The 14,077-nt window shown below is 72.7% G+C and carries 13 protein-coding genes; 9 read left to right on the top strand and 4 right to left on the bottom strand.

Annotation, left to right across the window (positions count from 1 at the left end; genetic code table 11):
• Positions 1-1,006: 1,006 nt before the first annotated feature.
• On the bottom strand, positions 1,007-2,305 hold the full coding sequence (gene ribA / locus ACIA8K_RS18295) for a GTP cyclohydrolase II RibA (protein WP_396060253.1): 1,299 nt from the start codon (positions 2,303-2,305) through the stop codon (positions 1,007-1,009).
• Between the two features lie 108 nt (positions 2,306-2,413).
• Between ribA and ACIA8K_RS18290 the strand changes: the two genes are divergently transcribed.
• From ACIA8K_RS18290 to ACIA8K_RS18270, 5 genes are all read left to right on the top strand, one after another.
• Positions 2,414-3,361, top strand: a complete 948-nt coding sequence (locus ACIA8K_RS18290; protein ID WP_396060251.1) for a zinc-binding alcohol dehydrogenase — start codon at positions 2,414-2,416, stop codon at positions 3,359-3,361.
• Complete coding sequence (locus ACIA8K_RS18285) at positions 3,255-3,752, top strand: 6-pyruvoyl trahydropterin synthase family protein (RefSeq protein ID WP_396060249.1); 498 nt, start codon at positions 3,255-3,257, stop codon at positions 3,750-3,752. The genes ACIA8K_RS18290 and ACIA8K_RS18285 overlap by 107 nt, the downstream gene beginning before the upstream one ends.
• Positions 3,745-4,830 carry a glycosyltransferase family 4 protein gene (locus ACIA8K_RS18280; RefSeq protein WP_396060247.1) on the top strand — a complete coding sequence of 362 codons (1,086 nt, stop codon included), beginning with the start codon at positions 3,745-3,747 and terminating at the stop codon, positions 4,828-4,830. Before ACIA8K_RS18285 ends, ACIA8K_RS18280 begins: the two co-directional genes overlap by 8 nt.
• A complete protein-coding gene (locus ACIA8K_RS18275) occupies positions 4,827-5,495 on the top strand; it encodes an HAD family hydrolase (RefSeq protein WP_396060245.1) in 669 nt (222 codons plus the stop codon). The genes ACIA8K_RS18280 and ACIA8K_RS18275 overlap by 4 nt, the downstream gene beginning before the upstream one ends.
• Before the next feature lie 345 nt (positions 5,496-5,840).
• Positions 5,841-6,359, top strand: a complete 519-nt coding sequence (locus ACIA8K_RS18270; protein WP_396060243.1) for a hypothetical protein — start codon at positions 5,841-5,843, stop codon at positions 6,357-6,359.
• Between the two features lie 262 nt (positions 6,360-6,621).
• Here ACIA8K_RS18270 and ACIA8K_RS18265 read toward each other — a convergent pair whose 3' ends face one another.
• Entirely contained in the window at positions 6,622-7,515 is an 894-nt protein-coding gene (locus ACIA8K_RS18265; RefSeq protein WP_396060241.1) for an LLM class flavin-dependent oxidoreductase, read from the bottom strand.
• Between the two features lie 82 nt (positions 7,516-7,597).
• Between ACIA8K_RS18265 and ACIA8K_RS18260 the strand changes: the two genes are divergently transcribed.
• Complete coding sequence (locus ACIA8K_RS18260) at positions 7,598-8,422, top strand: helix-turn-helix transcriptional regulator (protein WP_396060239.1); 825 nt, start codon at positions 7,598-7,600, stop codon at positions 8,420-8,422.
• 11 nt (positions 8,423-8,433) lie between these two features.
• On the opposite strand, the gene ACIA8K_RS18255 is transcribed toward ACIA8K_RS18260, so the two are convergent.
• Positions 8,434-9,090: a response regulator gene (locus ACIA8K_RS18255; RefSeq protein WP_396060237.1), complete on the bottom strand. Its 657-nt coding sequence runs from the start codon at positions 9,088-9,090 to the stop codon at positions 8,434-8,436.
• The gene (locus tag ACIA8K_RS18250) at positions 9,078-10,268 is read right to left on the bottom strand and encodes a sensor histidine kinase (protein WP_396060235.1); all 1,191 of its coding nucleotides are present in this window, start codon (positions 10,266-10,268) and stop codon (positions 9,078-9,080) included. The genes ACIA8K_RS18255 and ACIA8K_RS18250 overlap by 13 nt, the downstream gene beginning before the upstream one ends.
• A 185-nt stretch (positions 10,269-10,453) precedes the next feature.
• On the opposite strand from ACIA8K_RS18250, the gene ACIA8K_RS18245 reads away from it, so the two are divergent.
• Genes ACIA8K_RS18245 through ACIA8K_RS18235 form a run of 3 tightly spaced genes read left to right on the top strand, consistent with a single transcriptional unit; the run spans position 10,454 to position 13,921 of the window.
• Positions 10,454-10,684 (top strand): hypothetical protein, encoded by a 231-nt coding sequence (locus tag ACIA8K_RS18245; RefSeq protein WP_396060233.1) that lies wholly within the window; start codon positions 10,454-10,456, stop codon positions 10,682-10,684.
• Positions 10,685-10,695: 11 nt separating this feature from the next.
• Positions 10,696-11,418, top strand: a complete 723-nt coding sequence (locus tag ACIA8K_RS18240) for an ABC transporter ATP-binding protein (protein ID WP_396060231.1) — start codon at positions 10,696-10,698, stop codon at positions 11,416-11,418.
• Between the two features lie 4 nt (positions 11,419-11,422).
• The gene (locus tag ACIA8K_RS18235; RefSeq protein ID WP_396060229.1) at positions 11,423-13,921 is read left to right on the top strand and encodes an FtsX-like permease family protein; all 2,499 of its coding nucleotides are present in this window, start codon (positions 11,423-11,425) and stop codon (positions 13,919-13,921) included.
• Positions 13,922-14,077 lie beyond the last annotated feature (156 nt).

The following is a 14,077-nucleotide window of genomic DNA, read 5'->3' as shown; positions in this document are numbered from 1 at the left end:
TTCTATATTAAACGCCCGTGTTGTGGGGTGGTCAGTTTTTTCACCGCGAATAACGTGCACACGCCTCACCTGACGCCATCCCCAGCCGCACTTCTTCACATTTCACTCAAATCCCTGTCGGCACCGCGCCCCACCGCCCGCCTTGGATCTCGTATGGGGTGCGCAGCACACAAAGGTGACCGCCTGGCTGCCCCGTCTGCAATCGACCCGCCCCACGGGGAGCAGATCATCGGCAGGGCCGCCACCCACAGTCAGATACCAACATCGCGGAGCGCGAGAAGAGGCCGGACCACCCACAGACCGCAGCCCGGCGAGCCCAACTCGAGCAGCAGACTCGCAAGGACCCGCACAAGCCGCCGCCAACACCACCCAGGCTGGCGGCCCTGCCGATGATCTGCTCGGCTCTGCCCGGGTCGATGACAGACGGGGCAGCCAGGCCACACGAAACCCGACCACCCGGGGTCCAAAGGCGAAACCGCAAAGCCCTTTCGGTTGCCCCGGAGCCGGAGCGCTCCTCCCGGAGGGCCGCCGGAGGCAGAGAAACCGCGCCATCCCCCGAAGCAACCAACACACCGAATCCCGGGCGGGCGCACCGCCTACTGACACGCAAACGGCAGGATTCCGGACCGCCTCCGCACCCAAAGCCAAACCCTGGCTGCGAAATGCAGAAGTCATGAAATTTCAGGCGCTGCGCGCCCGAAATTTGCCGCCTTCGCCGCCTTGGCCGCCTCGCCCCGGCCCCCGGCCCCCGCCCCCGGGCTTCCGGCCCCGGGCTTCCGGCCCCGGGCTTCCGGCCCCGGGCTTCCGGCCCCGGGCTTCCGGCCCCGGGCTTCCGGCCCCGGGCTTCCGGCCCCGGGACAGATGACAACAGAGTTGGGAGCATGCAAGCACGCACCGCCGCAGAGCGGAAAGATCTAGAGGTTGATCTTCCCGCTCTGCGGCATGGCGCTGGACGTACCGTTCCGTGGATCGGGCCCCGGGGTGATCGGCGCGGCTGCCGGGTGGGTCAGGCGGGAACGTCCCAGCCGAGAAGGAGGGCGTCGCCAGACGTGTAGGCGGAGCGGTTGGTCAGGGCCAGGCCGGTGGGGAGCCGGGTGTCGCCGGAGGTCTCGGTGGTGGCGGAGATGGCGACGATGAGGCGGTCGGCGAGGCCGGCCCGGAGCAGTTCGGCGATCAGCCCGGTGCCGCCCTCGACCAGGACGGACTGGACGCCGCTGCGGCGCAGTTCGGCGAGGACTGCGGGCAGCTCCACGCCGGACGGGCCGGCCGAGACCTCGCGGAGTCCGACGCCGGCGGCCTGAACCGCGTCGGCACGGGCCGCGTCCGCCTCCTTGGTGGTGAAGACGGTGGTGGCGGCCTCACCGCCGAAGACGCGCGCGGTGAGCGGCAGGTCGAGGTCGGCGTCGAGGACGACGCGCAGCGGGTGGGCGCCGGGGACCAGCTCGACGGTGAGCGCCGGGTCGGAGCGGCGGACCGTGCCGGCGCCGACCAGGACCGCGTCGACTGCGGCACGGAGCGCGTGTTCCTCCGCGGTGGGGATGCCGGGTTCGCGCTGGAGGCGGCCGTCGAGCGTCTGGGTGACGCGGACCATGACGTAGGGGCGGTCCGCGTGCGGGCGGATGTCGCCGATCAGGCCGCGGACATCGATGCCGGCCTCGGGCACGCTGATCGGGGCGTCGCCGATCGGGGCGACGTGGCCCATCCGCGCGGCCTTGGTGAGCAGGTAGCCGGCGTTACGCGCGTGCGCGGCGGTCTGCATGCCGACCATGCTCTGCACGGCCAGGCCACCGGCGCGCAGGCCCTCGACCTTGTCCGGGTTGTTCGACATCAGGTTGACGGACTCGATGCCGATCGCGCGGAGCACCGCTGCGGACTCGCCGTAGGTGCGGGCGTCCGCGGGGAGGCCGAGGCGCAGGTTCGCGTCGAGTGTGTCGGCGCCGTTGTCCTGCTCGACGTAGGCGCGGAGCTTGTTGACCAGGCCGATGCCGCGGCCCTCGTGGCCGGTGATGTAGAGCACGACGCCACGGCCGGCGGCGGCGACGGTGCGCATCGCGGTGCGCAGCTGCACGCCGCAGTCGCAGCGCAGCGAGCCGAGCGCGTCGCCGGTGAGGCACTCCGAGTGGAGGCGGGTGAGGACGGGATCGCTGCCGGTGACGTCGCCACGGATGAGCGCGAGGAGCGTGTGCCCGGCCGCGGTCTCGAAGACCCGTGTCCGGAACTCCCCGTACGGCGTGGGGATCACCACGGAACAGACCTCGACCGGCGCGGGCGCCGGGTCGCCCGTTCGCTGTGGCGGAAGAATCATGGCACCTTTGCTACCACGTGGATCAGCCAGCGCCCACCGTCGGCCCGATATATGACGTACCACGTTGATATTCCTATATGTCCATTAAAGAGATCTTTGGAGCTGTCGGTGAGAGCACGTGCGGTCCGGTTCCTGGCGCCCCGGTCGGTGGCCGTCGAGGAGGTGCCGATTTCCGAGCCTAACCACGATGAGCTGCTGGTACGCACCGTCTACTCCGGAATCAGCGCGGGCACGGAGCTGCTGGCCTACCGCGGCGAGCTGGACGCGGACACCCCGCTTGACGAGACGCTCGGCGCGTTCGACGGTGGCTTTCATTACCCGTTCGGGTACGGATACAGCGCGGTCGGCCGAGCCCTTGACGGGACGGCGGTGTTCGCGTTCCACCCGCACCAGGACCTCTTCACCGTGCCGGCCGCGGACGTGATGACGCTGCCGGACGGGCTCGATCTGCGGCTGGCGACGATGTTCCCGCTCGTCGAGACGGCGCTGCAACTCAGCCTGGACGCCGGGCCGGTGCTTGGCGAGACGGTGCTTGTCACCGGCCTGGGCGCGGTCGGCCTGCTCACGTCGTTGCTGCTCACCCGCGCGGGGGCGACGGTAGTGGCGCTTGAGCCGCAGGAGTGGCGGCGCGCCCTTGCCACCTCGGTGGGAATCACCGCGTCGAGTCCGGAGAAGTCGGACATCAGCGCCGCCCTGCTCGTCGAGACCTCCGGCGCCCCGCGCGCACTCGCCGACGGGCTCGGCCGCCTCCACCACGAGGGAACCGCCCTTGTCGGCTCCTGGTACGGCACCAAGCCCGTACCCCTGCCGCTGGGTGGTGATTTTCACCGCCGCCGCCTGACCATCCGCTCCAGCCAGGTCTCCACGATCCCCGCCGCGCAGCAGGACCGCTGGACCCGTGACCGCCGCCGCGCCGCCGCGCTGGCCCTGATGCCCACGCTCCCGCTTGATGCGCTGGCCACCACCGAGTTCGCGTTCGAGGACGCGCCCGCCGCCTACGAGAGCCTGGACCGGGGCACGGCCGGGGTCCTGCACGCGGCGCTGCGATATGAATAGGGACATGTACGAAGTCGGCACCTCCCGAGAAGTCCGCGCCTTCCACACGATGCCCGGAATGCCCCCGCCCGAGGGCGAGCGCCACTCCCACGACTACCGCCTCGACATCCGGGTCACCCGGCCGCGGCTGGACGAGCGGGACATGGTCGTCGACCTCGACGTGCTCAACGATGCGCTGCGCGGCGTCACGGACCGGCTGCACGAGGCGGACCTGGACGAGATCGTCGGCAAGGAGACCGGCAAGGACGCGGTCACCGTCGAGGTGTTCTCGCAGTGGCTGCACGCGGTGCTGGCAGGGGCGGTCGGTGCGGTCGCCGGCGCCACGCTTCACGTACGCGTCTGGGAGGACCCGCAGATGTACGGCGGATACGAGGGCCCGCTCGGTGACTGAGTTCGCTGTCGCGCTGCTCACGCTCGGCGACCCGGCGACGATGACCGGTGGGTACCTCTACCACAGGCGCGTCGCCGGCCGGGCCGCGTCCTTCGACGCGCGGATCGACTTCGTGTCGCTGCCGGCGTGGCGTTTCCCGCTGCCGGCGCTGGCCGGGGCCGCGATGCTGCGGCGGATCCGGGCGCTCGAGCCGGACGTGCTGCTCGTGGACAGCATCGTGGCCGGGCTGGCCGGGCCGTGGCTCGGCGCGCCCGGCCTGCCCCCGATCGCGGCGATCCTGCACCAGCCGCCGGGCGGCATCGACCACGCGACGGTCCGGCAGCGTACCCAGGCTTCGCTTGACAGATCCCTCTACAAGCGGGCGCAGCGGATGCTGATCGCGTCCGAGGATCTGGCCGACACGCTGCGGGCACAGGGCTTCGACGCCGACCTGCTGCGCGTGGTCCCGCCGGGCCGGGACGCCGCCGCCGAACCGGTCGCGCCCGCTCAGGAACTACGGCAGGACCGGCAGACCGCAATCCTCTCGGTCGGCAACTGGATGGCCCGCAAGGGCCTCCTCGACCTGCTCGAAGCGGTCTCCAACCTGCCCCCGACCGCGGCCACGCTGCACCTCGTCGGCGACGAGAACGTGGAGCCCGGGTACGCGGCCCAGGTCCGCGCCCGGATCGCCCGGCCCGACCTGCGCGACCGCGTCGTCACGCACGGCGTCGTCACACCGGAGGAGGTCGCCGGCTTCTACCGCGCGGCCGACATCTTCGCGCTGGCCAGCACGAAGGAGCCCTACGGCACGGTCTACGGCGAGGCGATGGCCGCCGGGCTGCCGGTCGTCGGCTGGAACGCGGGCAACCTCCCGCACCTCGCGGCGCACGGCGTGGAAGGTCTGGCCGTCCCGCCCGGTGACCGGGTCGCGCTCACCGGTGCGCTGCTGCGCCTGGCCACCGACGACGCGTACCGGACGACGATGGCCGCCGCCGCGCGACGGAAGGCCGACACGTTCCCCACCTGGGACGATACGTCCCGCATGCTCTTCACCGAACTCCGCGCGCTTGCGGAGTCAACAGTCAGGGAGACGCAGTGACGCGGTTCGAGGCGGTCCTGTTCGACGCGGGCGACACGCTCATCCGCCTCTCCGGCAGCGGCGAGACGCTGCTGCACCAGGCGGCCGCCGACCGGGGCGCCGGCCCGCTCGACCCCGGCGAGGTCGGCGCGGCCTGGCAGCGCGTGCTCGACCGCAGCAGCACCGCGGAGGAGATGGCCAAGGGCCGCGACCTGTCCCCGGACCGGCACCGCGAGGTGTGGACCGCGCTCTACGCCGAGGCCGGCTGCGACAAGCTGCTGCCCGGCCTCAGCGACGACCTCTACGCGCTGACAGTGGCCGCCGAGTCGTGGGAGGCGTTCGAGGACACCCTCCCCACGCTGCAGGGCCTCCGCGAACGCGGGCTGAAGGTGGGCGTGGTCAGCGACACCGGCTTCGACCTGCGGCCCGCGCTCGACCGGCTCGGCCTCACCCCGTACGTCGAGACGATCGTCATGTCCTTCGAGCACGGCGCCTGCAAGCCCGCGGTAACCTGCTTCACGGCCGCGGCCGAGCAGCTCGGCGTCGCACCGGAACGCACGCTGATGGTCGGCGACAACCCGCTCACCGACTCCGGCGCGGTCACGGCCGGCATGTTCGCGTTCCTGCTCCCGAAGCCGACCCCGACCGGTCCGCGCGGCCTGGGGCACGTGCTCAGCCTGGTCTGAGCGATCGCGGCGCCCCAACCTCCGGTCGCGTACGCACTCCAGCACGCCGGCCTCGGCCAGGTACGTCAGCACCGCCTCGCTCGTCTGCACCAAATGCGTGGTCAGATCCCCGATCTGGAGCAGGTTCCCGCCTCCACGCGAGATCAACGCACCCCGCAGCAATAGCATCGACGGGCGTCAACAGTTTTGTCACTATACCGCCGTGTCGTGAAGTATTGAATTGGATATCTACACGACCTCCCGGGCGACGCCTAATGTCGGATGTGGCCGCCCGATCGACCCCTTGGAAATGCGCGCAGTCGAAAGGACGGCCATACGGGGAAACACGGGGATAAGGAGAAGGACGTGTCCACTCTGGACAACGCACGACACGGCCGGGCGGCCCTGCGCTGGTTCACCCGCACCGCCGCGGTGGCAGGCCTGGTCCTGGCCGGCGCACTCTCGCTGGCCGGGCCCGCCGCCGCCAACCCGGCACCGGACGCCGCCGGCACGATCCGGGTCGCCGGACCGGCGCCGGACGCCGCCACCATCGCGGCGATGGCCGCGGTCAGCCCGGGCATGTCGCCGACGCCGCGCCGGGTCCGGCACCAGAACCCGGGCGACTTCTGGGACTGCCCGAGCGGCAACCTCTGCCTGGACGCCTGGGATCCGACCACCGGCAACTGGAAGGTGTTCGACCTCTACAACTGCAACCGGTACTACTTCTCCAACTGGGAGGGCACCGGCTACCACCTGGACAACCAGACCGGCGGCGTCACGTCGTACGTCTACAACCAGTCCGGCGGTGTCATCGCCTCGTTCACGCCGGGCGGCGGCATCACCGGGATCAACTGGACCCCGGCCTGGTCCATCCGCAACTGCTGACAAGCGGTGACCAGCACCAACCGGCCGGCCCCGCGCGGGGCCGGCCGGCCTTGTCGCGGCGGCGGTCAGCAGACGCGCTCGCCGGTGTCGTAGGAGTACCGCGTCCACCAGCGAAGGTGCGTGAGCGTCAGCGATCCCATGCGGGCACGCATCATGGCACCGCCTCATATGCCCGCGAGCGGGGCGTACCAACGCGAGGTCATTGGTAATTGATGTTCGATCGCCTTTTTTGGGGGCGATCATTGTCAGCGATTCCACAGTTTCAGATGGTGCTTATCAGTGCGCGGGCTGCGGGTACGACCTCCGTGGTCCAGCGCGCGATAAGCGTCTCCACCGGAATGTCCGTGGGCGTGAACGAGGGGTGGTAGATGAAACCGCCCGCGCCGCCCGCGGCCGCCTCGGCCAGTTCCGCCGCCCACTGCGTGACCGAACCGCCGAGCCGGGCGCCGTCGTCCGCGGAACGGGTGACGCGCAGCGGGTCGCGGGTGATCGGGCCGACCACGTTGTAGACGGTGGTGATCGCGGACGGGTCGCGGCCTACGGCGGCGGCAGCCTCGTCGATGCGCGGGCGGGACTCGGCGACGCGGCGGCTGTGCCAGTCCGCGGCGTATCCGGGGATCCAGCCGTCCGCGAGTCTGCCGGTCACGGCGAGTGAGGCCGGGCCGCCGGAGCCGGTCCAGATCGGCGGGCAGGGCATCGGCGACGGGGTCAGGTCCACCACCCCGTGCATCGTGACCGGCGGGCCGCCGCCGTGCAGCGCGCGGATCAGCGTGATCGCCTCGGCCATCGCGCGTACGGCGGCGCCTGGCGTACGGCGGGGCAGGCCGAGGCGCACGATGTCGTCCCACAGGCCGCCCGCGCCGACGCCGAGCACGACCCGGCCCGGGGCGAGCGCGGTGAGCGACGAGACAGTGCGGGCAAGCATCGGGGCCGGCCGGACCGCCAGGTTGGTGACGCTCACCGCGCCGCCGATCGTGGCGGTACGGCCGAGCACGACGCCGAGTGCGGCGTACGCGTCCAGGCGGTCCGGGAAGTACGGGTGGTCGGAGAGGGTGACCAGGTCGAGGCCGTCGCGGTCCGCGCGGTCCGCGTGCGCGAGCAGCGCCGGGACCTCGTCCACGCCGGTCTCCAGGCCGAGTCCGAAGAGCACGTTCATGCGGTCCAGCCTGGCAGGGCGAAGGCCGGGCGGGGAGGCCGCGCGGATGGTGGCCCCGGCGGGGCCAGGCTACGGTTTTCGGGTGACCGACAACGAACTGGGCGTGTTCCTGCGCCTGCGGCGGGCCGCGCTCTCCCCCACGGACGTGGGCCTGCCGGCCGGCGCGCGGCGGCGTACCGAGGGGCTGCGGCGGGCCGAGGTCGCGACGCTGTCCGGCGTGAGCGTGGAATACCTGACGCGCCTGGAGCAGGGCCGCGACCGGCGACCGTCCGTGCAGGTGGTGAACTCGCTGTCCGGCGTACTGCGGCTGACCATGGCGGAGCGCGCGCACCTCTACCGGCTGACCAAGACCGCGGACGGCGCGTTCAGCTGCGTGGCGCACTCGGAGACGCCGTCGCGGGACGTGCGGCCGGGCGTGCAGGCCACCCTGGAGCGGCTCGGTCCCGGCCCGGCCGTGCTGCTGAACCGGCTGGGCGAGGTGCTGGCGTACACGGAAGGCTACGGCCGCCTGATGGGCGAGGCCGGCGTGCTGGCTGGCGACCCACCGAGCCTGCCCCGGTTCGTGTTCGGCTCACCGAACGCCCGGAAGGTGTTCCCGGACTGGGATGAGGTGGCGGACGAGCAGGTCTCAGCGCTGAAACAGGGGCCGTTCCGGGCCGAGCCCGAAGCGGCAGCGCTCGCGGACGAGTTGGAGCGGCTGGCCGGCGACGCGTTCACGAAGCGGGCCGACACGCTCCCCGGGCTCCCCCGCGCGCACGGCCTGCTGCGCGTGGAGCACCCGCTGATGGGCCTTCTGCGGCTGCGCTACGAGACGCTCCTCCTGTCCGAGGACGACCGCCAGCGCATCGTGGTCTATCTCCCCGACGACGCGCTGACGACGTCCGCGCTGGACGCGCTGCTCACCTAGCCCGTATGCCCCTAGTGTTTCGCCTCGTCGCGGAGGTAGTGCAGGACGGCCGCGACCCGCCTGTCGGTCTGGTCGTCAGGGGCCAGCTCGAGCTTCGAGAAGATGCTGCGGATGTGCTTGTGCACGGCGCCGTCCGTGACGAACAGCTTCTCCGCGATCGCCGCGTTGCCGAGGCCCTCGGCCATCAGCGCGAGCACGTCCCGTTCGCGCGGGCTGAGCCGTTCCAGCCGGGAGTCCGGGCGGGTCCGGGTGAGCAGCTGCGCCACCACCTCAGGGTCGATCGCGGTGCCGCCGCCGACCACCCGGTGCAGCACGTCCAGGAACTCCTCGATCCGGCCGACCCGCTCCTTGAGCATGTAGCCGAGCCGCGAACTGCCCTGGGTGAACAGCTCGGTGGCGAACGCCTGCTCCACGTACGCGGACAGCACCAGCACCGCGATCCCGGGCTGGCGGCGCCGGGCCTCGACCGCGGCCTGGATGCCCTCGTCCGTGTGGGTCGGCGGCATCCGCACGTCGACGATCGCCACGTCCGGCGTGTGCTTGTCCACGGCCGCGAGGAACGTCACCGGGTTGTCAGTGGTGGCCACCACGTCAAGCCCTTCCGCGCGCAGCAGCAGTGCCAGTCCCTCGCGCAGCAGCGCGTCGTCCTCCGCGATCACAATCCGCACGGCAGGATCACCTCCACAGTGGTCGGACCGCCCACCGGGCTGGTCATGGTCACGGTGCCGTCGTGCGCCTCGGCCCGGCGGCGGATGCCGGTCAGGCCGGTCCCGCCGTTCGCGTCCGCGCCGCCCCGGCCGTCGTCCGTGACGCGCAGCCGGAGCTTGTCCGCCTCCCGGGCGACGACAACTGTCGCGTGCGACGCGCCGCTGTGCTTGGCGACGTTCGTCAGCGCCTCGGCCGCCACGAAGTACGCGGTCGCCTCCACGGACGCCGCGCAGCGACCCGGCAGGTCGGCGTCGACCGTGACCGGGACCGGGCAGGTCGCGGCCAGCGAGGCGAGCGCGTCGGAGAGGCTTCGGTCGGTGAGCACCGGCGGCAGAATACTGCGGACCACAGCGCGCAGCTCCGCGAGGGCCAGTTCCGACGCGTCCTGTGCGCGGGCCAGGATGTCGTCCGCGCTGGCCGGGTCGCGGACGACCGCGCGCCGGGCCGCGCCGAGCAGCACGCTCACCGCGACGAGCCGGTTCTGGGTGCCGTCGTGGAGCGCGCGCTCGATCCGGCGCAGTTCGACCGCGTGTGCGTCGAGCGCGGCCGCGCGGGTCGCGGTCAGCTCCGCGATCCGCATCGCCATGTCCTCGCCGGGGCCGGGCTTGAGCAGCCGGCGGCCCGGCAGCTCCATCAGCCGGACCAGCCACGGCATCACGTAGAGCGTGAGGAACAGGTAGCCGACGCCCATCAGGCCGACCAGCCAGGCGCCGTTCTGGGTACGGATCAGCGGGAAACCGATCGCCGGTGTCGCGTCCGCGGCCGGGGCGATCCGCCACCAGAGCGGGAACAGGCCGTCGCGGACGATGTCGACCGCGATCGTCAGGTTCAGCATGCCGATGAAGAAGCCGAGCACCGCGTGGATAAGCATCCAGCGGGTCTCGCGGCCGGTCGCCGGGTCACCGAACACGGCCCGCATCGAGGTCTGCGGTGGCATTCCGGCGGGCAGGCCGAGCCGGCGGCGCTCCATGTCGGCGACCGCGCGCAGCCGTCCGAGCGCCCACGGCGCGGCGCTCGGCACCACCAGGCCGATCGCCATCGACACCCAGACCAGGCCGGCCAGGAACGCGGTGAACCAGCCGGTCGCGGAGCGTTCCACGGCCTCGATCCCGATGCGCAGACGTCTGCGGACGGACATGGCGGCGCCTCCCAGCTCTCAACGGTTTCCGAACCGTAGGCCACCGGCCGGGTGCAGCCGCAAGTGGCACGGCCGGAAAGTACAGCCTGCTGTACCCCGGGTGGGCAGGTGAGGGGATCGTTGCCGGCCCGTCGCCGCCATAGCGTCGTAGACATCGAGAAACACCAGCTGAAGGAGTGATCGAGATGGGCACCGACCCGTACCGACTGACCGATCAGACAACGCCGGAGCCGCGGCACGCCGGCACCGACCCGACGCGCCTGGCGCTGTGGATCGCACTTGTGGTCGCGGCCGGCCTGAACGCCGCGCTGTCGAGCGTGAACGTGTGGCTCGGCACCGGCTTCGGCGTGGTGGTGCTGGCGCTCGGCGTCGCGCTGATCGTCAACTACCGCGGCAAGCGCAGGGCGGGCCACTGATGATCCCGACCATGACCCGGGCGGCCGTCACCCTGGAGCAGGTCTCCAAGACCTATCCGGGGGGCGTGCACGCGCTGCGGGAGGTGTCGCTGGCCGTGGAGGCCGGCACGTTCCTGGCCGTAATGGGCCCGTCCGGGTCAGGCAAGAGCACGCTTATGCACTGCGCCGCCGGCCTCGACACCCCCACGAGCGGAAAGACCTTCATCGAGGGTACGGAGATCAGCCACCTCAACGAGACGAAGCGCACGATCCTGCGCCGCGGCCGGGTGGGCTTCATCTTCCAGCAGTACAACCTGCTGCCGTCACTCTCGGTGGCGGACAACATCACGCTGCCGCTGCGGCTGGCCGGCGTCGCGCCCGACCACGCCTGGGTGCGCACGCTCGTCGAGCGCGTCGGGCTTGCGGACCGGCTGCACCGGCGCCCGTCCGAGCTGTCCGGCGGGCAGCAGCAGCGGGTCGCGGTGGCCCGGGCGCTTGTCACCAGGCCGGCCGTGGTGTTCGCGGACGAGCCGACCGGCGCGCTTGACATCCGTACCGCGCGGGAGGTCCTCGATCTGCTCCGCGCGCTCGTGGACGAGTTCGGCCAGACCGTCGTCATGGTCACCCACGACCCGGGTGCGGCCGCCCGCGCCGACCTCGCGCTGGTGATGGCGGACGGCCGGATCGCGGACAGCATCCCCCACCCTGCCGCGGCCGTACTGGCCCGGCGCCTCACCGAGCTGGAGACGGAGTAACACCATGCTCTACCTCGCCGTACGCATGGCCCGACACCGGATCGCCGGGCTGATCGCGGTCGCCTGTGCCACCCTCGGCGGCGCCTCGCTCGTCGCCGCGATCGGTGTGGTCGCGGAGTCCGGGCTGCGCGGACACCCCGAGCCGGGCAGGCTGGCGTCGGCGGACGTGGTGGTCTCCGCGCCGCAGACCTACCCGGTGCCCGAGGACCTGCCGATCGCGCTGCCGGAGCGGGGTGGCGTGCCGACCTCGCTCATCGCCCAACTCGCCGCGCTTCCCGGCGTGACCGCCGCGATCGGTGACGTGACTGTCGGCGCCGCGGTGATCGGCGCGGACGGGCGGGTGACCCCGATCGCGGCCCACAACTGGACGTCGCTCGCCCTGACCGGCACCGAGGACGGCGGCCGGCCCACCGGGATCCCTGACGGCGGCGCGCCGGGCGGCGATTCCCAGGTCGCACTCGACACGGCCACCGCGAGCGCGGCCGGCGTCACCACCGGCGGCATCGTGCGGCTGTCCGCGGCCGGCCGGACCGGCGACTACACGGTCACCTCGGTGCTCGACTCCCCCACCCCCAGCGCCTGGTTCGCCGATCCGACCGCGATCACGCTCAGCGGCCGCACCGACAGCCGCGTCGACCTGGTCGCGCTGCGCACCGAGCCGGGCAGGGCGGACCAGGTCGCGGACGCGGCCCGTGCGCTCGGCGGCGGCCTGGCCGTCACGACCGGCGACGACCGTGGCGACATCGCGGACCCCGAGACCGCGGCCGGGCGCAGCATGCTGCCGCTGATGGCCGGCTCGCTCTCCGGCGTGACGCTGCTTGTCATCGGCATCATCGTGGGCGGCGCGCTCGCGGTCTCGCTCTCCGGGCAGCGGCGCGAACTGGCCCTGCTGCGCGCGGTCGGCGCCACCCCCCGGCAGATCCGCAGGCTCGCCACCCGGCAGGCGCTGATCGTCGCGGCCGTCACCTCGGTGCCGGGCGCCGCGGCCGGATACGCGCTGGCCGGGCGCTTCCGGGAGCTGCTTGTCGCGCTCGGCATGGCCCCGGCCGCGCTGCCGCTGCAGTGGAGCCCGCTACCCGGTGCGGCTGCGGTGCTGCTGATGACGCTCACCGCATGGATCGCGGCGCTGTGCGCGGTCTCGAAGATTTCCCGGATGCCCGCCACCGAGGCCGTGGCCGGATCGCGGACGGAACCCCGTACCCCCTCGGCCTGGCGTTTCTCTTCTGGTCTTGTCGTGCTGGCCGGCGCGAACGCGCTTGCGGTGACGCCGATGGTGGTCCGGAACGAGGCCGGCGCCGCGATGACCGCGATGGCCGGCATCCTCGCGGCCGTGGGCCTGGCGCTGGCCGGTCCCGGACTGCTCTCGTTCGCCGGCCGCACGATGGCCCGGCTGCTCCCCCGGCGCGCCGCGGCCTCGACGTGGCTTGCGGTCGCCAACACCCGGGGGTACGCCGTGCGGACCGCCGCGGCCGTCAGCACGCTCGCGGTCGCTGTGGTGTTCACGCTCACCTACGCGCTCACCCAGACCACAGTGCTGGCCGGCTCCACCCGTGACCTCGTGGACGGCAGCCGCGCCCAGCTCGCGGTGACCGCGCCCGCGCTGGGCCGGGTGCCGTCCGAGCTGGCCGGCGCGGTCTCGCAGGTGCCCGGCGTGACCGGCGCGGCCATGGTCGGCGGCACGACAGTGCTGATGACCTACTCGATGCTCGGCGACCCGATCGTGGAGGCGTCGTCCGCGATGGTGCTGACGCCGGAGGCCTCGTCCGTGTTCGACCTGGGCGTCCGCGACGGCGACCTGGCCGGGCTGACCGGCGCCACGATCGCTGTCGACGCAGACGTCGCCTCGTCCCGGAAGGCGGGCGTGGGCAGCGAGCTGGACCTGGTGCTCGGCGACGGCACACCGGTCCGGGCGCGGGTGGTGGCGACCTACGACCGCGGTCTGGGCTTCGGCCCGGTGGTGATCTCCCGCGACCTGGCGGCCGGTCACGCGACCGGGCTCGACCAGCAGCTCCTGATCGCCACGAACGGTGACCCGGGCGTGCCCTCGGCGGTGTCGGCGCTTACCGGTTCCCGGCCCGGCGTGGTGGTCGGCCCGGCCGATCCGGGCTCCGCCGGCGTGTCGCCGGAACTGTGGCTCAACGTCGCGGTGCTGGGAGTGCTGCTCGGCTACCTGCTGCTCGGGATCGCGAACAAGCTGATCACGGCGACGGCGCAGCGACGGGATGAGCTGACACTGCTGCGACTGGCCGGTGCGACGCCGGCCCAGATCCGGGCGATGCTCCGGCGGGAGGCGGCGATGATCTGGATCTTCGCCACGGCCGGTGGGGTCGGGCTGGCCGTGCTTCCGCTGATGTTCCTCTCGCTCGGGTTCCTTGAGCGGCCGTGGCCGTCCGGGCCGTGGTGGCTGGGGCCCGCGGTCGTGGGAGTGGTGGGGCTGATCGCGTTCCTCTGCGTCGAGATCCCCGGGCGCCGCGTCCTCCGCAGTACCTCGGTGGCGATCTGACCTGTTGCGCGACGGCCGTGGGGCGGGGGGGGCCGCGGGCCCCCCCCCCCCCCCCCCCCCCCCGGGGCCCCCCCCCCCCCCCCCCCCCCCCCCCCCCCCCCCCCCCCCCCCCCCCCCCCGCGCCCCCCGCCCCGCCCCCGGACCCCCCCCCCCGCC

The sequence above is a fragment of the Catenuloplanes sp. NPDC051500 genome, assembly GCF_044454585.1.
Classification (GTDB): Bacteria; Actinomycetota; Actinomycetes; order Mycobacteriales; family Micromonosporaceae; genus Catenuloplanes.
The sequence above is the reverse complement of the archived record's forward strand: the minus strand, read 5'-3'. Positions and strand labels throughout refer to the sequence as shown.

Bases quoted from the DNA above. Each gene is read 5' to 3' on its own strand.
- ribA (WP_396060253.1), bottom strand. From the start codon at position 2,305: ATGATTCTTCCGCCACAGCGAACGGGCGACCCGGCGCCCGCGCCGGTC.
- ACIA8K_RS18285 (WP_396060249.1), top strand. From the start codon at position 3,255: ATGCGCTGGCCACCACCGAGTTCGCGTTCGAGGACGCGCCCGCCGCCT.
- ACIA8K_RS18265 (WP_396060241.1), bottom strand. From the start codon at position 7,515: ATGAACGTGCTCTTCGGACTCGGCCTGGAGACCGGCGTGGACGAGGTC.
- ACIA8K_RS18250 (WP_396060235.1), bottom strand. From the start codon at position 10,268: ATGTCCGTCCGCAGACGTCTGCGCATCGGGATCGAGGCCGTGGAACGC.
- ACIA8K_RS18245 (WP_396060233.1), top strand. From the start codon at position 10,454: ATGGGCACCGACCCGTACCGACTGACCGATCAGACAACGCCGGAGCCG.
- ACIA8K_RS18240 (WP_396060231.1), top strand. From the start codon at position 10,696: ATGACCCGGGCGGCCGTCACCCTGGAGCAGGTCTCCAAGACCTATCCG.
- ACIA8K_RS18235 (WP_396060229.1), top strand. From the start codon at position 11,423: ATGCTCTACCTCGCCGTACGCATGGCCCGACACCGGATCGCCGGGCTG.